Origin of the sequence: Marinomonas atlantica (genome assembly GCF_001639725.1) — a bacterium.
Lineage (GTDB): Bacteria > Pseudomonadota > Gammaproteobacteria > Pseudomonadales > Marinomonadaceae > Marinomonas > Marinomonas atlantica.
The window spans coordinates 1-20028 of sequence record NZ_LTAW01000015.1; the positions used below are offsets into that span (position 1 = coordinate 1).

Consider the following 20028-nt stretch of genomic DNA (forward strand, 5'->3'; position numbering starts at 1 on the left):
ATATGGTGGGCGTAGCTCAGTTGGTAGAGCTCCGGATTGTGATTCCGGCGGTCGTGGGTTCGAGCCCCATCGTCCACCCCATTAGTTGCCTTTCTTGTTTCTCTCCTATAGTTTTCTACATTTCTACATTTCTACATTTCTACATTTCTACATTTCTACATTTCTACATTTCTATATTTCTGTTATTTGTCGTCCCTTGAGTGGTTGCTATGAATAGCCGTAAGTCTTGACAGGGTTTCTTTGATAGCCTTTCAAGCCGTTTTGTTGCCTAGGTGTTGTGGTTGCTTTGGTGTTTGATGGGTCTGCAAAGTATTTCTATGCTATTGAGTGGGTCTATCTTGCTTGCTCCTTGTTTGAGTCATGCTTATTTAAAAGTCTGCACCAATCGTGGGTCGTAGATTGACTGGTTTGGGTGGGTCGTTGCTGCTTGCTAGAGTTTTCTTTGTTGTGCTCCCATTATTTACGTATCAATAACAAGCTATTTCGCTGTGGTTGGTCTGAGGTTTTATCGGGTGATTCGATGTGGGTGCAGGCTTCATGTCATGGGTGAATATAGTCAGTCTTAGTGTGTTTGGCTTTGTAGGGTGGGTTGATCGCTGACGGGGCTGACTGGTGCTTCGTTAAGGGGTTCTGTGATGTGTGGGCCTGAGAGAAAGTTTGTGTGTGGATGCCTCAGTATCAGTGATTTCTGTGGCATTCCGAGGTTTTCTTAATGGCTCGTAAATGGCTATTGATATGGGTGTTGTTTAGCTAAAAGGTATCTGAGCTAGTTGGTATTTAGTTTTAGATGTGTTTGAGAGGGTTGGGTATCTGGTTTATTGATGGAGAGGGTTTGAAGGGTTTTCTCTGATATAAATAATATTGCTATCTTTGGAGTGCTTAAATAATAAAAATGGTTTTTAATTGCTTAAGTCAGGATGACTTGATAGATAAATTTCTAATTTCGAGCGATTTTTATAAATGAAAAATCGAGAAAAGAAAAATGGTGGAGGGAGGTGGATTCGAACCACCGAAACTTTCGTGGCAGATTTACAATCTGCTCCCTTTGGCCACTCGGGAACCCCTCCACAGCAGCGAGGCATATATTACGTATGCCCCCGCCCTTTGTAAACCCTTTTTTTAACTTTTATTCGTTAAAAGTGCTAATTTCGCTTTCATGCGCTCTTCAGGCGACAGATTATCGAATTGAGGGTCTTGTTTTGGTTGGTTGCGCTCTTTGTTTGATGGGCGAGAGTTAGATTGGCTCTTGCTTTTGTTTGTTTGGGGCTTATTGCCTTGAGGACGCTTGCCTTTGTTGTGTTTAGGCATTGGTTTCTTGCTCTCAGGTGCAGCAGGCTTCTTAGTGTTAGGTAGTGCTGGCTCATCACTGACTGCGACACCTTCTAGATCAATACGAGGTTGACCTGATTGTAGACACTTCTTGTAACGGTCAGAGCGTGTGTAAGCCGCCATGGCACGCTTCTGCTTGCTAGCGTTAAAATCATCGTCCAAAGTCATATCTTTATCGATACCAACCTTAAGTGGGCGGGGGTTGTTCCAGTCAAATGCTTTAGGATAACGATCTTCCAACATTTTAATCAGGCGACGATTGTTCTTCTGATTTTTCTGACGACGCTTCTCCTCGGCACTGAGTGATGCTGTTTCAGGAGTTTCGCTAGACGTCGTAGAGGTTGTTTCAGTATGCTCAACTTCAGTCGCAGCAGTCTCTTGGATGTCAGCGGTGATCGTTGTTTGTTGTTCAGTAGTCATAGGAGAGTCTTTTATTTCTTGAATGTCTTCAGTTGGTTGATCTTCCAAAGCAGAGTGAAGAAGGTCAAAGTTTAAAGTGGTTTGGTTGTTGTTAGTTTCTGGCTCATCTGATTCAACAGGGTTGAGCAGGTCTAAACTGTCTTCAATGTACAGTTGTAGCTGTTCTTCGGTTGAACGGCGCTGGCTCATTGATGAAAGTAGATCTAATGACGCGTCGCTTGGTACGCTGGTTTCACTAGAATGGAGAGGCTCTTTTAATTGCTCAATTTCAAGTTTAGCGAGTTTTAACTGATTCACTAAATCATCAATTTTGCCTTCTAAGGCTTTGATTAAGTGGTCCATAAGTTAATTTCCTGCATCAGCAAGCCATAGTGGTACACGCGGAGCGTCTTCAAGGCCAACCATTTTATTTAGCTGCTGGGGAGTAGGGAGCACCACCAGAGAAGTTGTGCTGTGGTTCATCCAGCGATAGACACTAATCAGAGCAATACAAATAATGAAAATTGCAAACAGCTTCATGGCGTTAGAATGTTAGGCCTACGCCAATGGTTGCATGTCTGTCGTAAGCACTATCATTTGTGTTGTAAACTTTCATAAATAGATCCACTCGAGTATCTTCCGTAAGTCCGATACGAAACCCAGCTTCTGGGTAAAATACAGCGTCATCCAATATATTAACGCCAGCACCGAGGTAGCTCCAGACCGGGGCCTCGCCGTTTATATAAAATAGGGGAGATGGAGTATAAAATCGTGCACCAGCATGCACGCCTGTTTCAAAGCTGTCTCTTAAAACGAAAGACACGCCACCATAAACCGACAGGCTACGGGGGAAGGTGTATTCCATTGAGGCGTTTATAAAGCTTGAGGTCGTGCCTGTTGCTGTGGTCGGCTTGCTATATACGCCTTCAAAGCTGACTAAGGGAGAAAATTGTCCAGCGGCAAATGCGCTGGTGGCCCCTGCAAGCAGTGCCGCTGTAACAAATTTTTTCATAAGCTTTAATTAATCCAGTTGGTTAAGTTTACTCAGCATCTGATTCAAGCTGCTTTCCCAGTTTGTAGTTTGCTCAGCTTGTTGCGCTAGTTGCGCTTTAGTTTCGTCACGCTCTTCTGACAGTTCGTAGTTTTGCATTTCAAGTTCTGAGATACGTTGACGAAGTGTTGAGATCTCTTCTACTGCTGCATTGATACGCTGCTCTAGGTGATGTAATAATTCGTTGTTCATGTAACTTCTATCCTGATCATATCGATTATTGTGGCCTGATTTTATTCAATTACCAAGCAATCACAACATCTTGTTGTTGTACGTTTAGAATTCTAGCTTCCACAGCAAGTTCGCCAATAGCAAAATTCGGTTGAACTTGCGTAATAGTAACATTGATGTTGGCGTTATTAAGCTGCGTTTGCGCATTTTGTAGTTGATCAAATATCTCATAGCGACGAAAAACTTGAAACTGATCGCCTTTCTTAATTCCTGCTAGGGCTCCAGCGTTTAAATAGATCTGATTCCCTTGCGTACGAAAGATGTTTGCAACAAATGGTTGGCAACGTAAATCATCGCTCGTATCAATAGACATAGCATTAATTGTCTGTGCCACGACTCTACCATAATGTAGCGCCCAAAACTGTGAAGATCCAAAGCCAACTTTATTGTTTTCTTTGGTATCCCAGTTACCGACCTCATCATAACGATGCTGAAAGATCAAAGCACCACTAAAACCATCGTAAATATATAAGTCGAGTACAAAATTACGTTGTCCATCCTCTTTATTCGCCCAGCTGAGTAAAGAGTTAAGAGGGGTCTTGTCTTTGGGGTGTTTGGGGTACAGTTCACTGATATCTCGAATCACACCACTAATGACGTATTGAACACCAAGGTCTTCGCCGATACGAGCGACATCAGTTAGGGAACCATCATTATTCGCTGAGGTAGGAGCGTTGATAAGATCAGGGTAGACACTCAGATTGGTTGCCGCCAAAGCTCTTATATAACCTTGCTGGTTCATTGCGTCGACCAAGTTTTTAGGTAATTGACGACCAATGTTATGTAATGCACCGAGTGTTGCTTGTTGTGGAGATTGTAAGGCAAAGCCTGTTACGCCAACGGACTTTCGATAAGGGTTAACGGTTCCGTTATCGCACATGTCGTCGGTATTGATATTTGCCTCGATGGTAAGGCTTAAAATATTATCGAACACTTGTTCCAAAATGATATCGACATTGTCGGCTTGCCCAGAAGCTTGGATAGAGAGGTTCGAATTAAGGGTGCCATTGCTTAAACTGTCATTACTTCGTACCAATGCACTGGCTTGAAGGGTTGCTTGTTTTATAGCCTGTTGAGTAGCGCGATAGCGAGCATCGTTTATATCTTGGTTGTAAATGATAGCTTGGCCATCTGCTCGAATGACTTGAGCAGACAGGCTAAAAGAGAAAAGCAAAATTAATGATGAAATAAAAACTTTCATTATTGCACGCTATAAAATGAGGACGGTTGCTTCTTGGGGGTTGTCATAGTATTCGAAGTCGCATTGCGTTTACGTAACTGGCAGTTAGGGTTGGAGCGAATGGATTCAGGAGAGCTAGCGCATTGCCTAAAATTCTCTTGCAGTGCTAGTTCAACAACGGTTTCGAATGTACCGTCTTCTAATTCACGCTGTGAAATAACTTTTGCACCGACTAAATAAGCATTTACGTACGTTCGTAGTTGATCATGCTCAATCATCATGTTGCTTAGGGAACTGGTGCCATCCAAGCTAATGCCGTATACGCGCTCAGATAAATTTCGATATGCATCCAGTTTTGAGCCTCTCATTGTCATAAGTCGAGCTTGAGATTTAGACATAGACTTATTTGATATCGGAGAAGAGTAGCCTGTTGCATTAATCACTATTGGCTCTCTTGGTACAACATCAATGATTTCAATATCATGGGGTTGCTGTACTGCAACGGGGTTTCCTGCTACGGAAGCCATGCCATCAACACAAGGCGATGTGGAGGTACAGATGGGCGTACGTGGTTGCGTGGTCACACAACCTGAAAGTAATAAGGTCGCTGTGCAAACTACCGTTAGCAGATTACCTTTTAAATTCATTGAAACTTCTCCATTTCAGTGTGCCTTATTTACTAGGCATGCAATTTAGCGATTGTTTAACAGCGGCTCGACTTCATTAAAGGTAGGTATGCAAGGAGGCCATAGGATCGCTAAAATTATGTTCCTCTATAGTGTACGGTGTTTACCACCCAATCTTGAAGTAAATTTGCACAAAATTGCATCTTAAATCAGTGATTCTTGCGTAAAAGGTGCCTTGCGAAGTTTGAGTAAAGGAAACTCATTCTGGTTAAAGTCTGATCTGTGTCTATACTTATCTCGTTGAAAGCGGGAGGTAGCATATGATAAATGTCCTTGAACTTAGCTTGTTAAGTCAAGCTCATAACCTGCCAGCCTCATTAGCGGAACGTTTGCGTTTTGAAGTCGAGCAAACCCTAAAAGGATTATATGCTGATGAGTCTTTAGCAGACCGAATAGACGATCTTTTTTTACCCTTTTCTCGATGGGTAAGTGACTACACCAAGCCTAAGCATTCGCCGCTTATTCTTGGGCTAGGCGGGCCTCAAGGTTGTGGCAAAACCACTTTTTGTTCGGTTGTCAGTCATATTCTGGCAAAAGGTTTCGATTTGAATGCGATTGTTGTCAGCTTAGATGACTTATATTTGCAGCGTTCTGATCGTTTATCTTATGCCGAAAATGTACACCCCTTATTTGCAACTCGAGGTGCTCCAGGTACACATGACGTTCAGTTAGCACTTACTATTTTTGATCGATTAAAGAATTTAAAAGCGGGCGAAGTCATGTATGTGCCAACGTTTGATAAGTCTTTAGATGACCGTAAACCTGTTCATCGTTGGCAAGAAGTTTCTGGACCTGTTGACGTGATTTTTTTTGAAGGATGGTGTGTTGGTGCTCAGGCCATGCCTGAAGAGCATTTAATGGCGTCTATGAATGCATTAGAAAAAGATAAAGACCCTGATGGCACTTGGCGTAGAGAGGTGAATCAGCATTTGCAAGCGGATTATAAAACGTTATTTGATTTAATTGATGTGAAGATGTGGATGCAGCCACCAAGTTTTGAGGTGGTATATGATTGGCGTAATAAGCAAGAGCGTGTTCTCGAAGCGCACTTGCACGATATTCACGGCGGTGTTTTAGATACGCTTGACATAAAAGTAATGTCGCCTGAAATGTTAAAAGGCTTTATGCAGTATTATGAACGAATCACGCGTCATATGATCTGTTCGATGTTACAGCAAGCGGATGTCCAATTTGTATTAGATGAGCATCAGAAAGTGTTGGAAACGAAATTGCCACGCTCTCACTAAGTAGAACAGCAACTGTGTTGAAATATGATAGGCTATCGTAATTAACGATGGCCTATTTTTTTGGAGATAACAGTGTCTGAAATACTTGAATATATAACAGTTGATACAGCAGAAAATCCGCAGTATGGCGTGATTTGGTTGCATGGGCTGGGTGCCGATTGCCATGACTTTGAAGGTTTGGTTCCGCAGTTAGAGTTATCAGGAAAAGCTGTACGTTTCGTTTTTCCTAATGCACCGATTCGTCCCGTGACCATCAATGGTGGCATGAAGATGCGTGCTTGGTATGACATATTAGAAATGACACTTGATCGTAAAGTTGATATGGACAACATCTATGAGTCTGCGAAGCAAATTGAGGTCATCATTACAGAATTAGCCGAGCAAGGGATTTCAAGTGATAAAATTGTTATGGCAGGTTTCTCTCAAGGTGGTGTTATTGCTTATCAAGTCGCTTTATTCGGTCAGCATCGCTTTGCTGGCGTAATGGCATTGTCTACTTATCTTGCAGACCCTGAAGTCATTGAAAACGCTGTTTCGAATGCAAATCAAGAAACACCCTTTTTAATTCATCATGGTTCTTATGACCCTGTAGTGGCACCTGTTCTAGCTGATCGAGCTAAGCAGAAACTGGATGATCTCGGCTATCATTGTGAGCATAAAGTTTATGAGATGCCTCATGCTGTTTGCCCTGATCAGGTACGCGATATCGCTTCGTGGTTAAATCAACGTTTTACATGAAAGGCACGCACTAATGGATGAAGTAACCGTTGAAGAGTGGCTCAGCTATGCTAAAAGTTGGGCGGTACATGCAGGTGGAATGATTCAAGAAGCTCGCAATCTGGCAGATTTTTCTGAGCAATATAAGTCTGGGCATGAGCTAGTAACGACAACAGATTTGGCTGTAGATGATTACTTGTGCAAACAAATTAAGCAGACTTTCTCAGATCATTTAATTTTATCTGAAGAGTCTTCTCCTGATTTAGCTTTAGCGCAAAAAAGTGATGTCCCAGTATGGGTTATTGATCCTATTGATGGGACGATTAATTTTTCGCAAGGTCTGCTTTACGTTGCCGTGTCTATTGCTGTTTTATATCAAGGTGAGCGCTGGGTAGGGGTTGTGCATGCGCCGTTTCTAGATCAGACATTTAGTGCGATAAAAGGACGAGGGGCTTGGCTAAACGGAGAAGAGATCCATACCAGTAAACGATCCGATATTCGCAATGCAATTGTTGCAACAGGTTTTCCTTATAATAAAGGATCCTTACCGCAGCTGATGCATTCGCTAGGCTCTGTATTAGCAACGTGCCAAGATATACGTCGCAATGGTTCTGCGGCACTGGATCTGTGTGCAGTGGCGAGTGGTGTTATTGATGCGTATTACGAGACAGTTAAACCATGGGATATGGCTGCTGGGGCATTAATTGCTAACGAAGCGGGCGCTTTAGTTGGAAGCTATTCGGCACAAGTTAGCTCTTGGCCATCTGCTATTAATGGCGACAGTTTGCTGGTGGCTCCCCCTGATTTATATCATCCTTTATTAGATGTTTTGCAACTATCTAAAATGTAGTCTGACTCGTGTCAGCGTCGTTTATGGCATTTACTTCTAATCTGATAATGCGTGTTATAACCAGATAGGAGGTTGTTATGTTTATAGACAATGTAGTAGTAGCGGGTGTTGTGACAGTTGGGTTGATGTGTGTCTTTTTTATTGGCTTTGGTGTTATTGCATATCGTCATATAACCCATGACAAAAAGTGAAAATACTGGGCATTGCAGTATTTGTAGTGCCCATCTTCCTTCTTTTGCTGATCGTTTCCTGAACCCTGTGTAGAATAGATTCTGAGTTTATGATCAGATCTCAGGAGACTTATGTCCACAACTTCATTTTTTATTGCTTTGGCAGTTTGTTTACTTGCCATCGTAGTGTCTATTTACTTCATATCCAGACAGCTAAAGCTTAATCAACAGCGTACGGATCGCATTCAAGCGGGTGAGCAGCGCCTCCAAGAAGAGCGTGCGAAACGTATCGAAAGTATTCGTATTTTGATGCAGGCTATTGAGGAGGATGACAAGCTGACTTGGACCGAGGCTGCAATACGTGTCAAAAATTTGCTGGATCAACTAAGTATTGATTTGTCTGAACATGAAAGTGTGAGTGCTATTTATGTGATCGAGCAAAATACGCAACATATTCCAACTCATGATAAATGGAACGAGCTACCGTTAAAAGCTCGTCAGAAATACCGAGATGAAATGGATGCGCTGGAAGTCAGGCATATCGAGAAACTGCGTCAGGCAAAAATTGATTTGTTAGCGTATAAATTTGGCTAATCATGGCTCAAGCTATATTGGCGTTTTTAATTAGCTTTGTGGTGTTTATCACCATACTGTTGTTTTTCATAAAGCATCGTCAGCGTATGCCGTATTATCAGGTAGATCAAGACGGGTGTATCAAATTGCTCCAAGAAGCCATCTCAGGCTCGTTGTTAGAGCGTGACTGGCATGTCTTTATTGGTATGCAGGTACGCTATGATAATGAAATTGAGGCTTTGCGGTTGGCGTGCCTTGAAGTGGATGATAGGCATGTTATAAATACCGTTACTAAAAACGGAAAGGTGTACATGGTGTTCTCAAAACAGGGAACGCTAGTGCTCCAAGATCTGTTAGATCATTGGCAGCATAAAAAAGACTATTTAGCTTAACTAACGAGAGAGTGGGAACTACTTATGGATGACTTGGAAAAGTGGATCGACGAAGGAAGCCAATGGCTACCTTGGATAACTGAGAAAGGTGTGGCTATCATTGCTGGCATCGTCATCTTCTTTATTGGTAAATGGCTTGCTAGACGTGTATCGGACTGGGTCGAAAACCGCATGCTTAAATCCAAAGTGGATAAAGCAGTAGCAGGCTTTGCGTCGAGTATTATGTACGCTCTATTGTTTGCGGGCGTGGTGTTAATGGCCTTGGGCCAAATTGGTGTAGAAACCACATCATTTATTGCCATTTTAGGTGCGGCTGGCTTGGCCGTAGGTCTTGCTTTACAAGGGTCGTTGTCAAATTTCGCATCGGGTGTGTTGATTATTCTTCTACGTCCATTCCGTGCAGGTGATTTCGTAGACGCTGGCGGCCAAATGGGAACAGTAAATCGTATTGAACTGTTCCATACTCATATGAAAACGCCGGATAATCGAGTTATTATCGTACCAAACTCGGATATTATGGACAGCTCAATTGTTAACTTCTCGCGAGAGTCAACACGTCGTTTGGATCTTATTGTGGGAATTAGCTATGATGCTGATATCAAGAAAGCGCGTGATTTGTTGCACGAGGTTTTATCTAGTGATGAGCGTGTACTAAAAGATCCTGAAGCAATTATTTGGGTCTTTGAGTTGGCGGATAGTTCCGTGAACTTTGCCGTTCGCCCTTGGGTTAAAGCAGAAGACTACTGGGCATTGCGTTCAGATTTATTAGAAAAAATTAAATACACATTTGATGAGAACGGTATTGGTATCCCATTCCCTCAAATGGATGTGCATGTCTCAAAAGAAGGCTAATAGTCGTCCTTTATAAGTCAAAGGCGCTTCGTTTTCGAAGCGCCTTTTTTGTATCTAGAATATACGTGTAAGTAGAAAATTATGAGTCGATATCGTCCACCAGGGGCACCTAAAGCTGCCTACATAACCAAAGAGGGTGCTGATAAGTTATTAGCTGAACTCAAATATCTGTGGAAAGAAAAGCGCCCAGAAGTCACCCAAAGTGTGAGTGACGCTGCCAAGCTTGGCGATCGATCGGAGAATGCAGAATACATCTACGGAAAAAAGCAATTGCGGGAAATTGATCGCCGCGTACGCTACTTAGAGAAACGCTTAGATCAATGTACGATCGTGGATCGATTACCTATTGATCGTGGCATTGTATTTTTTGGTGCCTGGGTGACTTTGGAAGATGAAGAGGGAAATCTAGAACGTTATCGTATTGTAGGTCCTGATGAAATAGATCATCATGAGGCTTATATCAGTATGGATTCGCCTGTTGCGAAAGCATTATTAAAACGACGTGATGGGGATGAAGTCGTGTTACGGCGTGCGGGCGGAGACAGAACCTTCTTTATTGAACAAATTGAATACCTAGAGCCCTGATGTCGATGATTCGTTTTGGTATGGCTCAATGGCAACACCCTGCTTGGATCGATTGGATCTACCCAAGGTCGGAAAAAACTGGTGCTCGATTGGGGCATTACGCACGGTTTTTTAAAAGTGTAGAGGTAGGAAGTACCTTTTATACAGATGTGGCGCCAGAGCAGATTGAGCGTTGGTCAAAGCAGGTACCGAATGATTTTCGTTTTTCTTTCAAAGCGCCGCGTCGCATTACGCATCAGATTAATGAAAAACCTTTATCTGAGGTGTTAAATGACTGGCAGCAATTTCAAGCATTGCTTCAACCGATTCAAGATAAGTTGGGGCCCACTATGCTGCAGTTTCCTGCTTTTGTAGACAGTAGCTATCTCATGACAATAGCACAGTTGTGCCAAAACTGGTGTTTAACAAGCAGTTTAAGTGTTGAAGTACGCTCTTTGAGCTACTTTGATAAACAAGACGGTGAAAGAGCGTTGCTGCGTTTATTAGCAGATGGTCAATACGACAAAGTGATTATGGACTCTCGCCCGGTTTTTTCTACCGAGGCGTATTGTGACAGCCTCGAGGATGCACAACGTAAGAAGCCTCGAGTGCCTTGCCATGTATTAGCAACTGGCGGCTTTCCTGTCGTGCGTTTTATTGGACATCCTGATCTTGAGCGAAACCATATCTGGCTAGATCAGTGGGCCAGTAAACTAGAAAAGTGGTTGGCTGAGGGGCGAGAGCCGACAGTATTTGTGCATTCGTCAGACAACATTGCGGCGCCGATGTTAGCTAGTTGGCTAGATGAGAAGTTATCGATCAAAATTGACGGTTATCAGAAACAGCTAGCTTTGCCTGTTCAGCATGAACAGATGGGATTGTTATAGAGGAGTATTATTGATGTATAGCTTAGTGTTTTACGTGCCTGAAACACACTTGGAACAAGTCAAAGAAGCGGTTTTTGAGGCTGGAGCTGGAAAAATAGGGGATTATGAAGCATGTTGTTGGCAAGTGAAGGGGCAGGGGCAATTTCGACCTTCAGAATCAGCCACACCGTTCATTGGTCAAGTCGGTCAACTTGAAGAGGTGGACGAATACCGCGTTGAAATGGTGTTGCTGGAAACATTACGTGAAGGGGTGGTAAGTGCTTTAAAACTGAGCCACCCCTACGAAGAAGTGGCTTACCATTTAATTCCTATTGAGTGTTAACAATAATGCTGTCTTCATGGAAACCATATTCGCCAGATTTATGATCTTCTATAAAGAACTTAAGTGTCTTGGTGACGCTGCTGAAAGCCATCTCATCCCACGGAATGTCTGTTAATTCGAATAACTCAACCTCGGAGCTCTCCGAGGTTGGGTGAAAGTCTGCTTTCTGTAATTCTGCTAAATAGTAAATGTGTACTTGGTTAACATGCGGAATGCTGATCATTGAGAAAGGTTGCTTCGCAATGGCAATCGAGCCACTTTCTTCTAACGTTTCTCGTAAGGCTCCTTCAAGCGTGGTCTCGCTGTTTTCCATAAACCCTGCGGGCAGTGTCCAGTAGCCTTTGCGCGGCTCGATATTGCGCTTGCAGAGTAGGACTTTGCCTTGGAATAGAGGCAGTGTGCCAGTGATCATTCGAGGATTATCGTAATCGATAAATTCACAGTTAGGGCAAATCGCGCGTTTGCGATTATCGCCTTCTGGAATCGCCATGTTCACTTGGTGGCCGCATTTTGGGCAAAATCTCATAAGGTTACCTGCTAGCGTTTATGTTCTAGGCGAGCGTATTTGACAACTTTGTCTTCAATCTCTTGGATTTCGATAATGTAATTATCCACCCATAGACTAATGGGGTGTTCTGGAATGAATTCAAGCGTTTCGATGATTAGCCCGTTTAAGGTTTTAGGTCCATCTGTCGGTAGGTGCCAGCTAAGTGTTTTGTTGATGTCACGAATGTGTGTGGAGCCTTCGATCCGGAAGGAGCCGTCTTCCAGTAAGTTAATCTCTTCTTCTTCGTCTTCCTGTGGTGGCGTGAACTCACCGACAATCTCTTCGAGAATATCTTCCAGTGCTGCAATCCCTTGTACATCACCGTACTCATCGACAACGATGCCCATTTGCTGATGATCTTTTTGGAAATTTAGTAGCACAGTGTTAATCGATGTACTTTCAGGAATAAAGTAAGGCTCTAAGGTTGCTTTTAGTAGAGCAGCCTTCGAAGGGTTTGACTCTCTTAAGAATTGAGCCGCATGACGGGCATGTAAAATACCAATGACTTTATTAATCTCTCCATTGTAGACAGGCATACGAGTATGTCGAGACTGGCAGATTTGCTCAATGATTTCATCGATTGAGTCTTCGATATCGATTCCGATTACTTCGTTGCGTGGAATCATGATGTCTTCAACAGAGACATTTTCTAAATCAAGGATCGAAAGTAGCATTTCTTGGTGAGCTGCTGGAATCAAACCACTGGCTTCGTTTACGACAGTACGAAGTTCTTCTGAGCCTAGCTTATCGTTGTTGCCATGAATATGTTTCACACCGACTAAACGCATTAAGCCGTTCGACATAGTGTTTACAATGACGACTAATGGATACAGAACTTTAAGCAGAACCGTTAGCACCCAAGAAGCAGGAAAAGCAATCTTCTCTGGGTGAATCGTCGCCATGGTCTTTGGTGTCACTTCGGCAAAGATCAAAATGATCAACGTTAATGCACCGGTTGCAATCGCAACCCCTGCATCACCCCATATACGTACAGCAATTATGGTTGCGATGGCAGAAGCTAAAATATTGACGAAGTTGTTACCGATTAAGATAACGCCGATGAGACGGTCTGGCCGCTCAAGAAGTTTGCTGGCTTTTTTGGCGGAGCGATTTCCACTTTTCACGAGATGTTTGAGTCGATACTTGTTGATCGACAACATCCCTGTTTCGGAGCTAGAAAAGAACGCTGACAAAATAATTAGGAAAAACAGTATTCCAGCGAGAATACTTAAGGGAACTTCGTTCAAAAAAAATGTGCCTCAATGATATGGTCTGACCGGATTATTAGGGGTCGTAAGACGACTGTCAAATATCCTGGTCATTTATTAATGATTTCTATCGCAATCTGGGTGCCAAAGTACCCGATCATCAATAATGCAAAGCCGCTTAACGTCAGTTTTACCGCTAACTGGCCACGCCAGCCTAAATACAAACGCCCCCCAAGTAACCCTGCAAACACAAACCAAGATGCAATGGTGAAAGCTGTCTTATGCACTAAGTGCTGAGCAAACATGTCGTCAATGAAATAAAAGCCTGTAGCAATGGTGATGCTTAATAAGACAAATGCGGCCCAAATAAATTCAAACATTAAGCGCTCAAGTACTTGCAAAGGCGGTACTCGTAGTAGTTGCTTTAAATGATGATTCTTTAATTGATGCTCTTGTATTGCGAGCAAAATTCCTATGCCACAAGCGGCGGTAAATAGGCTGTAGGCGACAGAGGCAATCAAAATATGCAGAGATGTGCCTAATGAGCTACTGTGTAGCTGTTGCAAATCCCATGGTTCGACCGCATTAAGAGCAATAATGATCGCTGCCAAAGGGAAAGCAATAGAAAGTAGCAAAGATAAATCTTTGTCACGGTTGCTGAACCACAGTAATAGGTTCCCTATTAAGGCGATCAATAGACCAATGGTCAGAAAATCGAAGCCGTCTTTGCTACCAAGCAACTGAATAAGCGCCATGGTGTGAACGACAATTGCGATCGCGCCGATGGTTTGTGTCGTGCGAACTCCGGGGCGCTGGTAATAGATACCACCAGCAGTGAGCGATAATATGCAAGCAAGCCAAAGCGAAAGATGTGTCATGTATTAGGCGATCCACTGGTTAAAACTATAGGGTGACGATCAATTCTTCGTTATAATAAAGTCAATTTCACCTTGGATAAACTGAAATACGCGGTTTTTTCCATCTAAAGCAAATTTTTGAGGGCAACATGTTTGACAATCTATCCGAACGCTTAACGTCATCCTTAGACCGAATCCGTGGTCGTGCCAAACTTACCGAAGACAATATTAAAGAAGTATTGCGCGAAGTGCGCATGGCGCTGTTGGAAGCTGACGTCGCGTTGCCCGTTGTAAAAGACTTTATTAATGCGGTGAAAGAGCGTGCAGTCGGCACTGAAGTGTCGCGTAGTTTGAGCCCAGGTCAGGTGTTCCTGAAGATCGTTAAGCAAGAGCTTGAAGCGGTTATGGGGCAAGAGAACGATGAATTAAACCTTCGTGCTAAACCGCCTGCGGTGATTCTGTTAGCAGGTCTTCAAGGTGCCGGTAAAACAACTTCGGCAGCGAAACTAGCTAAATACTTAACCGAGCGCCAGAAAAAATCGGTGGCTGTGGTCAGTGCCGACGTTTACCGCCCAGCTGCGATTAAACAGTTAGAAACCTTGGCTAATGAGATTGGTGTCGATTTTATTCCAAGTGACATTTCCCAAAAGCCTATTGATATTGCCAACAATGCCATCGATGTGGCGAAAAAGAGCCACAAAGATGTACTGATTGTCGACACAGCCGGTCGTTTGGCCATTGATGAAGACATGATGGCTGAGATCAAGGCGCTGCATGGTGCGATTGATCCAGTTGAAACATTGTTCGTTGTTGACGCAATGACAGGGCAAGACGCGGCAAATACGGCCAAAGCGTTTGGTGATGTTCTGCCGCTGACCGGTGTGATCTTGACGAAGACAGACGGTGATGCCCGTGGCGGTGCCGCCTTATCGGTGCGTCATATTACAGGTAAGCCAATCAAGTTCTTAGGTGTGGGTGAAAAAACGGATGCATTAGAGCCGTTTTACCCTGACCGATTAGCGTCTCGAATTCTTGGTATGGGTGACATGTTGTCCCTGATCGAGCAAGCCGAGCAAAAGATCGACAAAGAAAAGGCAGAAAAACTCGCTGGCAAGATTAAAAAAGGCAAAAGCTTTGATCTTGAAGATTTCCGTGAGCAATTGCAGCAAATGAAAAACATGGGCGGTATGACGTCGATGTTGGACAAGCTTCCTGGTATGGGGCAGTTAGGTGATATCCAAGACAAAGTGAACGATAAAATGTTCGTACAGATGGAAGCCCTGATCAACTCTATGACACCAGAAGAGCGCCGTAACCCTGATGCAATCAACGGCTCACGAAAAAAACGTATCTCGGCGGGTGCTGGTTTACAGATTCAAGATTTAAATCGTCTTCTAAAACAGCACAAACAGATGCAGAAGATGATGAAGAAATTCAGCTCAAAAGGCGGCATGAAAAAAATGATGCGCGGCTTGGGCGGAATGATGCCTGGTGGTATGCCAGGTGGCGGGAACTTCCCGAAATTCTAAACTTTTACCTTAGAATGAAAAAATGTTTAAAGGGCGATCAATTCGCCCTTTTGTTTTTCGGTCGAATCGACTAGAATATGCCGCCTTCTTGTAGTAGGACTCACAAAGAGCCCAACAAGAGGTGTTTCGTTAAGCAATAAGGAACCAATCATATGGTAACTATTCGTCTTTCTCGTGGTGGCTCTAAGAAGCGCCCTTTCTATCACTTGAACGTGGCTGACAGCCGCCGTGCTCGTGATGGTCGTTTTATCGAGCGTATCGGGTTCTTTAACCCTGTTGCTCGTGGTCAAGAAGAACGTCTACGTGTAGACCTAGACCGTGTTAATCACTGGGTAGGCCAAGGCGCGCAACTTTCTGACCGTGTTGCTCAGCTTGTTAAAGAAGCTGGCAAAAACGCTTAATACTGGAGTAATGCTATGTCTACTGTAAAACAGGCGAAAGCTCCTGAGCAGGCGCTTGTAGTTGGACGCATTACATCAGTATATGGTGTTAAAGGGTGGGTGAAGTTGTATTCCCATACCGACCCAATGATTGGAATCTTTGATTACAAACATTGGTGGCTGAAAACCCCTAGTGGGTGGAAAGTTATAGAGTTAAGCCAAGGGCGCACACAAGGGCGTGGCTTGGTGGCAGCAATTAAAGGGTATAACGACCGCGATCTTGTTAAAGAGATCTGTGGCTTGGATATCTACATTGATGCTAATGATCTTCCTGAACTTGAGGACGGTGATTATTACTGGTCGCAATTGGAAGGTCTTAAGGTAATTACTAATGAGGGTGTTCTTCTAGGTAAAGTCTCGCAACTGATGGAAACTGGCGCAAATGATGTGGTAGTGGTTCGGAGTTGTGAAGGCAGTTACGATCGTGAAGAGCGTTTGATTCCCTATGTACCGGATCAGTTTATTTTAAGCATTGACTTAGAAAAACAAGAAATGGTCGTAGATTGGGATCCAGACTTCTAAGATCTAACGAGGCCTAGCGTGCGAATCGGTGTAGTGACGCTGTTCCCAGAGATGTTTCAAGCCATTACCCAACATGGTGTAACGGGCAGAGCCGTCAAATCTGGACTCGTCGAAGTGGATTATTTTAATCCAAGAGCCTTTGCGCACGACAAACACAAGACGGTCGATGATCGTCCTTATGGTGGTGGCCCGGGGATGCTGATGAAAGTTCAGCCCCTAAAAGATGCGATTGAGAGTGCCAAGCAATGGGTACCCAATGCAAAAGTTATTTATCTATCCCCTCAGGGGCGTACGCTGACGCAGGAAGGCGTGCAACAGCTTGCTAAACAAGCAGAATTTATTCTGGTAGCAGGCCGTTATGAAGGCGTTGATGAGCGTTTGATTCAATCTCAGATTGATGAGGAATGGTCCATTGGCGACTTTGTCCTAAGTGGTGGTGAGTTGCCGGCTATGGTGTTGATGGACTCTGTCTTTCGCATGATACCTGGCGTGTTAGGCAAACAGGCCTCTGCAGATGAAGATTCATTTTCAGATGGTTTACTTGATTGTCCACATTATACTCGCCCCGAAGTACTTGAAGGTGAACCTGTACCACCTGTACTACTTAGTGGCAACCATGAGGCGATACGGTGCTGGCGCTTAAAGCAAAAGCTCGGAAGAACTTGGCAACGCCGGCCTGACCTTCTGCAAGACCTTGAGTTGGACAAGGAACAGCAGAAGTTGTTAAAAGAGTTTATTCGTGAAACTGAAGTTTCAACCTCGGCAGAGTAGGAATCACGAGCTTATCAGAACGTTATAACCTTCGCGCTGATAAGAAACCATATCATTAGGAGTCACATCCATGAGTAATAAAACTAAGCTGATTCAACAGCTAGAGTCAGAGCAAATGACGAAAGAGATCCCGGCCTTCGGTCCTGGTGATACTGTTGTTGTTCAGGTTAAAGTAAAAGAAGGTACTCGTGAGCGTCTACAGGCTTACGAAGGTGTTGTAATTGCAAAACGTAACCGTGGCCTAAACTCTGCGTTCACAGTTCGCAAAATCTCTAGCGGTATCGGTGTGGAACGTGCGTTCCAAACTTACAGCCCGCTTGTGGATAGCATTGAAGTGAAACGTCGCGGTGACGTGCGTCAAGCTAAGATCTACTTCCTACGTGAGCGTTCAGGTAAATCTGCACGTATCAAAGAGAAATTGGCAAAACGTTAATTTCTTCTGTAGTGATAAAAAAAGGCGACTTCGGTCGCCTTTTTTTATGGAACTTCAGCAGGGTATGGTGGCCTAATAGAGCAATCATAACGAATAGAGGTTGATATGGGATACGTAGCCAAGAGTGTGTCAGCAGTCGCTTTAACACTAATAGGGATTACACAAGTGCAAGCGGGTGAGCAAGAAGTTCGAACCGCTATGGAGAATGCGCTACCGCAATATGCCGTTGAGTCGATTGAGCAGCACTCGGGCAGTGGCTTGTATGTAGTAACGCTTGATAACGGACCGATCCTGCATGTGACACCAGACGGTGAATATTTTATTGCCGGAGATCTGTTTCAAGTCGATGGTAAAAACCTGATCAATGAATCTGAGCAAAAAAAACTGGCTAAGATCGAGCAGCTTCCTGAATCTGAAATGATTGTTTATAAAGCTGCGAATGAAAAAGCTCATATATCGGTGTTCACTGATATTTCATGCGGCTACTGCCGTATGTTACACAAAGAGGTTGAAGAGCTAAACGATCTGGGTATAACGGTTCGTTATTTGGCTTATCCGCGAGCAGGTGTGGGATCGGAGTCTTACAATCAAATGGTGAATGTTTGGTGTTCAGATGATCCTAAGCAATGGATGACTAACGCGAAGTTAGGTAAAGATGTACCGGATAATAAGTGTACTAATCCTGTTGCCAGCCAGTTTCGCTTAGGAAACAGTGTTGGCGTGCGTGGTACACCTAGTATCATTTTAGACAACGGTAAGTTCATTCCTGGCTACTTGCCAGCAAAAGAGTTAGCAAAAGAGCTAAACCTTTAGATGATTAATGAAATAATCTACTAAACTAAGGTCTAGTTCAGGCTTTTCTTCGTTGGGTTTAGCCACAACTGACGGTATAATCTTTGGTCACCTGATCGCTTATTATCAGCGAGAACAAAATTATTAAAACCGTCAGTTGTGGGGTATCGTTTTGAAACCGGTAAAAGTCGGAATATGTGGTCTTGGAACAGTAGGTTCCGGTACGTTTAACATCCTGCGTAATAACGCAGAAGAAATTACACGACGTGTAGGCCGTAGCATTGTTGTAGAACAAATTGGCGCGCGTCAAGTTAACCCTACCTGTGACACCACTGACATTAATACCACGGGTGATATTTTTGAGGTTGCTAACAATCCTGATATCGACATCGTGGTTGAATTGATTGGCGGCACAAGCGTTGCTCGTGAGCTAGTGTTAACGGCGATCGAAAATGGTAAGCATGTAGTGACAGCGAACAAAGCTCTGATTGCAGAATACGGCAATGAAATCTTTGCAAAAGCGCAAGCAAAAGGCGTTATGGTTGCGTTTGAAGCGGCTGTTGCAGGCGGCATCCCAATTATCAAGATGTTGCGTGAAGGTTTGTCGTCAAACAAGATTGAATGGTTAGCTGGTATCATTAACGGTACAGGTAACTTCATCATGACTGAGATGAGCGAAAAAGGCCGTGCCTTTGATGATGTGCTTAAAGAGGCTCAAGAGCTGGGCTACGCTGAAGCCGATCCTACATTCGATGTAGAAGGTATCGATGCCGCACATAAACTGACTATTTTAGCGTCGATTGCTTACGGCATTCCGCTACAATTTGAGAAAACCTATACTGAAGGCATCAGCCGTATCACCGCGGAAGATGTATCATTTGCTAGCGAGTTAGGCTATTCCATCAAACATCTTGGTGTAGCACGTAGAACTAAAGCAGGTGTTGAGCTTCGTGTTCATCCCACTTTGATTTCCCAAAAAGCATTGCTGGCTAATGTAAACGGCGTGATGAATGCTGTGATGGTAAAAGGCGATGCGGTCGGACCTACTCTAACGTATGGCGCTGGCGCTGGCGCAATGCCAACGGGATCATCCGTTGTTGCTGACATCATTGATGTCGCGCGCACGTTAACGGCAGATCCAACTAATCGTGTTCCTCACTTAGCATTTCAATCTGATCAGCTGTCTGATGCTCAGATTTTACCGATGGATGAGATCGAATGTGGTTTCTTCCTAAATATGACGATTCAAGATCGTGCCGGTGTATTAGCCAACATTACACAAATTCTTTCGACGAACGGCATCAGCATCGAATCTGTTATCCAGCGTGAGCGTGAAGGCAGTGATCTAGTGCCATTGGTTGTCATGACGCATGACGTGAAAGAGCGCAACATGAATGCTGCCATTGCAGCGATCGAAGCTTTGCCAGATGTTGCGGGTTCTGTTCAACGAATCCGTGTTGAAAATCTGGCGTAAGAGGA

25 protein-coding genes and 2 tRNA genes are annotated in these 20028 nt (G+C 43.8%); 18 read left to right on the forward strand and 9 right to left on the reverse strand.

Annotation, left to right across the window (positions count from 1 at the left end):
• Window positions 1-5 precede the first annotated feature (5 nt).
• Window positions 6-81, forward strand: a tRNA-His gene (locus tag AYW75_RS17645).
• Window positions 82-983: 902 nt separating this feature from the next.
• Here the strand turns inward: AYW75_RS17645 and AYW75_RS17650 are convergent.
• The 6 genes from AYW75_RS17650 to AYW75_RS17675 all read right to left on the reverse strand — a co-directional run bounded on the left by AYW75_RS17650 (window position 984) and on the right by AYW75_RS17675 (window position 4837).
• Window positions 984-1067: transfer RNA gene (locus tag AYW75_RS17650), tRNA-Tyr, on the reverse strand.
• Between the two features lie 52 nt (window positions 1068-1119).
• On the reverse strand, window positions 1120-2091 hold the full coding sequence (locus AYW75_RS17655; protein ID WP_067102361.1) for a ProQ/FINO family protein: 972 nt from the start codon (window positions 2089-2091) through the stop codon (window positions 1120-1122).
• Window positions 2092-2272: 181 nt separating this feature from the next.
• Window positions 2273-2740 (reverse strand): hypothetical protein, encoded by a 468-nt coding sequence (locus AYW75_RS17660; protein ID WP_067102364.1) that lies wholly within the window; start codon window positions 2738-2740, stop codon window positions 2273-2275.
• Window positions 2741-2749: 9 nt separating this feature from the next.
• Entirely contained in the window at window positions 2750-2971 is a 222-nt protein-coding gene (locus tag AYW75_RS17665; protein WP_067033555.1) for a cell division protein ZapB, read from the reverse strand.
• Between the two features lie 49 nt (window positions 2972-3020).
• Window positions 3021-4211 (reverse strand): flagellar assembly protein FlgT, encoded by a 1191-nt coding sequence (locus AYW75_RS17670; protein WP_067102367.1) that lies wholly within the window; start codon window positions 4209-4211, stop codon window positions 3021-3023.
• Window positions 4211-4837 (reverse strand): LPP20 family lipoprotein, encoded by a 627-nt coding sequence (locus tag AYW75_RS17675; RefSeq protein WP_067102370.1) that lies wholly within the window; start codon window positions 4835-4837, stop codon window positions 4211-4213. Before AYW75_RS17675 ends, AYW75_RS17670 begins: the two co-directional genes overlap by 1 nt.
• 299 nt (window positions 4838-5136) lie before the next feature.
• Here AYW75_RS17675 and AYW75_RS17680 point away from each other — a divergent pair, with 299 nt between their 5' ends.
• From AYW75_RS17680 to AYW75_RS17720, 10 genes are all read left to right on the forward strand, one after another.
• A complete protein-coding gene (locus AYW75_RS17680; protein ID WP_067102373.1) occupies window positions 5137-6123 on the forward strand; it encodes a hypothetical protein in 987 nt (328 codons plus the stop codon).
• A gap of 72 nt (window positions 6124-6195) precedes the next feature.
• Window positions 6196-6861, forward strand: a complete 666-nt coding sequence (locus tag AYW75_RS17685) for an alpha/beta hydrolase (protein ID WP_067102374.1) — start codon at window positions 6196-6198, stop codon at window positions 6859-6861.
• A 13-nt stretch (window positions 6862-6874) separates the two neighbouring features.
• The gene (locus tag AYW75_RS17690) at window positions 6875-7690 is read left to right on the forward strand and encodes an inositol monophosphatase family protein (RefSeq protein ID WP_067102376.1); all 816 of its coding nucleotides are present in this window, start codon (window positions 6875-6877) and stop codon (window positions 7688-7690) included.
• Between the two features lie 77 nt (window positions 7691-7767).
• Window positions 7768-7881 carry a cytochrome c oxidase subunit CcoM gene (gene ccoM / locus AYW75_RS19180; RefSeq protein WP_331709533.1) on the forward strand — a complete coding sequence of 38 codons (114 nt, stop codon included), beginning with the start codon at window positions 7768-7770 and terminating at the stop codon, window positions 7879-7881.
• Window positions 7882-7992: 111 nt separating this feature from the next.
• The gene (locus AYW75_RS17695) at window positions 7993-8454 is read left to right on the forward strand and encodes a DUF2489 domain-containing protein (protein WP_067102379.1); all 462 of its coding nucleotides are present in this window, start codon (window positions 7993-7995) and stop codon (window positions 8452-8454) included.
• A 2-nt stretch (window positions 8455-8456) separates the two neighbouring features.
• The gene (locus AYW75_RS17700; protein WP_082856587.1) at window positions 8457-8825 is read left to right on the forward strand and encodes a hypothetical protein; all 369 of its coding nucleotides are present in this window, start codon (window positions 8457-8459) and stop codon (window positions 8823-8825) included.
• Between the two features lie 24 nt (window positions 8826-8849).
• Window positions 8850-9677, forward strand: coding sequence for a mechanosensitive ion channel family protein (locus AYW75_RS17705; protein WP_067102386.1), 828 nt, complete (start codon window positions 8850-8852; stop codon window positions 9675-9677).
• Window positions 9678-9758: 81 nt separating this feature from the next.
• On the forward strand, window positions 9759-10262 hold the full coding sequence (gene greB / locus AYW75_RS17710) for a transcription elongation factor GreB (protein WP_067102389.1): 504 nt from the start codon (window positions 9759-9761) through the stop codon (window positions 10260-10262).
• On the forward strand, window positions 10262-11128 hold the full coding sequence (locus AYW75_RS17715; protein ID WP_067102392.1) for a DUF72 domain-containing protein: 867 nt from the start codon (window positions 10262-10264) through the stop codon (window positions 11126-11128). Before greB ends, AYW75_RS17715 begins: the two co-directional genes overlap by 1 nt.
• A gap of 13 nt (window positions 11129-11141) precedes the next feature.
• On the forward strand, window positions 11142-11450 hold the full coding sequence (locus AYW75_RS17720; RefSeq protein WP_067102394.1) for an NGG1p interacting factor NIF3: 309 nt from the start codon (window positions 11142-11144) through the stop codon (window positions 11448-11450).
• Here AYW75_RS17720 and AYW75_RS17725 read toward each other — a convergent pair.
• From AYW75_RS17725 to AYW75_RS17735, 3 genes are all read right to left on the reverse strand, one after another.
• Window positions 11437-11976: an NUDIX hydrolase gene (locus AYW75_RS17725; RefSeq protein ID WP_067102395.1), complete on the reverse strand. Its 540-nt coding sequence runs from the start codon at window positions 11974-11976 to the stop codon at window positions 11437-11439. The genes AYW75_RS17720 and AYW75_RS17725 overlap by 14 nt on opposite strands.
• A gap of 11 nt (window positions 11977-11987) precedes the next feature.
• On the reverse strand, window positions 11988-13244 hold the full coding sequence (locus AYW75_RS17730; RefSeq protein ID WP_067102398.1) for an HlyC/CorC family transporter: 1257 nt from the start codon (window positions 13242-13244) through the stop codon (window positions 11988-11990).
• 71 nt (window positions 13245-13315) lie between these two features.
• Complete coding sequence (locus AYW75_RS17735) at window positions 13316-14083, reverse strand: cytochrome C assembly family protein (protein ID WP_067102401.1); 768 nt, start codon at window positions 14081-14083, stop codon at window positions 13316-13318.
• A gap of 128 nt (window positions 14084-14211) precedes the next feature.
• Here AYW75_RS17735 and ffh point away from each other — a divergent pair, with 128 nt between their 5' ends.
• The 7 genes from ffh to AYW75_RS17770 all read left to right on the forward strand — a co-directional run bounded on the left by ffh (window position 14212) and on the right by AYW75_RS17770 (window position 20023).
• Window positions 14212-15591 carry a signal recognition particle protein gene (gene ffh, locus AYW75_RS17740; RefSeq protein WP_067033597.1) on the forward strand — a complete coding sequence of 460 codons (1380 nt, stop codon included), beginning with the start codon at window positions 14212-14214 and terminating at the stop codon, window positions 15589-15591.
• A gap of 152 nt (window positions 15592-15743) precedes the next feature.
• The gene (gene rpsP, locus AYW75_RS17745; protein ID WP_067033600.1) at window positions 15744-15992 is read left to right on the forward strand and encodes a 30S ribosomal protein S16; all 249 of its coding nucleotides are present in this window, start codon (window positions 15744-15746) and stop codon (window positions 15990-15992) included.
• Between the two features lie 15 nt (window positions 15993-16007).
• Window positions 16008-16553, forward strand: a complete 546-nt coding sequence (gene rimM, locus AYW75_RS17750) for a ribosome maturation factor RimM (RefSeq protein ID WP_067033603.1) — start codon at window positions 16008-16010, stop codon at window positions 16551-16553.
• 18 nt (window positions 16554-16571) lie between these two features.
• Complete coding sequence (gene trmD, locus AYW75_RS17755) at window positions 16572-17324, forward strand: tRNA (guanosine(37)-N1)-methyltransferase TrmD (RefSeq protein ID WP_067033606.1); 753 nt, start codon at window positions 16572-16574, stop codon at window positions 17322-17324.
• A 70-nt stretch (window positions 17325-17394) separates the two neighbouring features.
• Entirely contained in the window at window positions 17395-17757 is a 363-nt protein-coding gene (gene rplS, locus AYW75_RS17760; protein ID WP_067033609.1) for a 50S ribosomal protein L19, read from the forward strand.
• A 105-nt stretch (window positions 17758-17862) separates the two neighbouring features.
• Window positions 17863-18570, forward strand: a complete 708-nt coding sequence (locus AYW75_RS17765; protein WP_067102405.1) for a thioredoxin fold domain-containing protein — start codon at window positions 17863-17865, stop codon at window positions 18568-18570.
• Between the two features lie 151 nt (window positions 18571-18721).
• Window positions 18722-20023 (forward strand): homoserine dehydrogenase, encoded by a 1302-nt coding sequence (locus AYW75_RS17770; RefSeq protein ID WP_067102408.1) that lies wholly within the window; start codon window positions 18722-18724, stop codon window positions 20021-20023.
• The last annotated feature ends 5 nt before the right edge of the window (window positions 20024-20028 follow it).

Excerpts from the sequence above, each read along its gene's own strand:
- AYW75_RS17655 (WP_067102361.1), bottom strand. The coding sequence starts at position 2,091 with ATGGACCACTTAATCAAAGCCTTAGAAGGCAAAATTGATGATTTAGTG.
- AYW75_RS17660 (WP_067102364.1), bottom strand. The coding sequence starts at position 2,740 with ATGAAAAAATTTGTTACAGCGGCACTGCTTGCAGGGGCCACCAGCGCA.
- AYW75_RS17665 (WP_067033555.1), bottom strand. The coding sequence starts at position 2,971 with ATGAACAACGAATTATTACATCACCTAGAGCAGCGTATCAATGCAGCA.
- AYW75_RS17670 (WP_067102367.1), bottom strand. The coding sequence starts at position 4,211 with ATGAAAGTTTTTATTTCATCATTAATTTTGCTTTTCTCTTTTAGCCTG.
- AYW75_RS17675 (WP_067102370.1), bottom strand. The coding sequence starts at position 4,837 with ATGAATTTAAAAGGTAATCTGCTAACGGTAGTTTGCACAGCGACCTTA.
- AYW75_RS17680 (WP_067102373.1), top strand. The coding sequence starts at position 5,137 with ATGATAAATGTCCTTGAACTTAGCTTGTTAAGTCAAGCTCATAACCTG.
- AYW75_RS17690 (WP_067102376.1), top strand. The coding sequence starts at position 6,875 with ATGGATGAAGTAACCGTTGAAGAGTGGCTCAGCTATGCTAAAAGTTGG.
- ccoM (WP_331709533.1), top strand. The coding sequence starts at position 7,768 with ATGTTTATAGACAATGTAGTAGTAGCGGGTGTTGTGACAGTTGGGTTG.
- AYW75_RS17695 (WP_067102379.1), top strand. The coding sequence starts at position 7,993 with ATGTCCACAACTTCATTTTTTATTGCTTTGGCAGTTTGTTTACTTGCC.
- AYW75_RS17700 (WP_082856587.1), top strand. The coding sequence starts at position 8,457 with ATGGCTCAAGCTATATTGGCGTTTTTAATTAGCTTTGTGGTGTTTATC.
- AYW75_RS17705 (WP_067102386.1), top strand. The coding sequence starts at position 8,850 with ATGGATGACTTGGAAAAGTGGATCGACGAAGGAAGCCAATGGCTACCT.
- greB (WP_067102389.1), top strand. The coding sequence starts at position 9,759 with ATGAGTCGATATCGTCCACCAGGGGCACCTAAAGCTGCCTACATAACC.
- AYW75_RS17715 (WP_067102392.1), top strand. The coding sequence starts at position 10,262 with ATGTCGATGATTCGTTTTGGTATGGCTCAATGGCAACACCCTGCTTGG.
- AYW75_RS17720 (WP_067102394.1), top strand. The coding sequence starts at position 11,142 with ATGTATAGCTTAGTGTTTTACGTGCCTGAAACACACTTGGAACAAGTC.
- AYW75_RS17725 (WP_067102395.1), bottom strand. The coding sequence starts at position 11,976 with ATGAGATTTTGCCCAAAATGCGGCCACCAAGTGAACATGGCGATTCCA.
- AYW75_RS17735 (WP_067102401.1), bottom strand. The coding sequence starts at position 14,083 with ATGACACATCTTTCGCTTTGGCTTGCTTGCATATTATCGCTCACTGCT.
- ffh (WP_067033597.1), top strand. The coding sequence starts at position 14,212 with ATGTTTGACAATCTATCCGAACGCTTAACGTCATCCTTAGACCGAATC.
- rpsP (WP_067033600.1), top strand. The coding sequence starts at position 15,744 with ATGGTAACTATTCGTCTTTCTCGTGGTGGCTCTAAGAAGCGCCCTTTC.
- rimM (WP_067033603.1), top strand. The coding sequence starts at position 16,008 with ATGTCTACTGTAAAACAGGCGAAAGCTCCTGAGCAGGCGCTTGTAGTT.
- rplS (WP_067033609.1), top strand. The coding sequence starts at position 17,395 with ATGAGTAATAAAACTAAGCTGATTCAACAGCTAGAGTCAGAGCAAATG.
- AYW75_RS17765 (WP_067102405.1), top strand. The coding sequence starts at position 17,863 with ATGGGATACGTAGCCAAGAGTGTGTCAGCAGTCGCTTTAACACTAATA.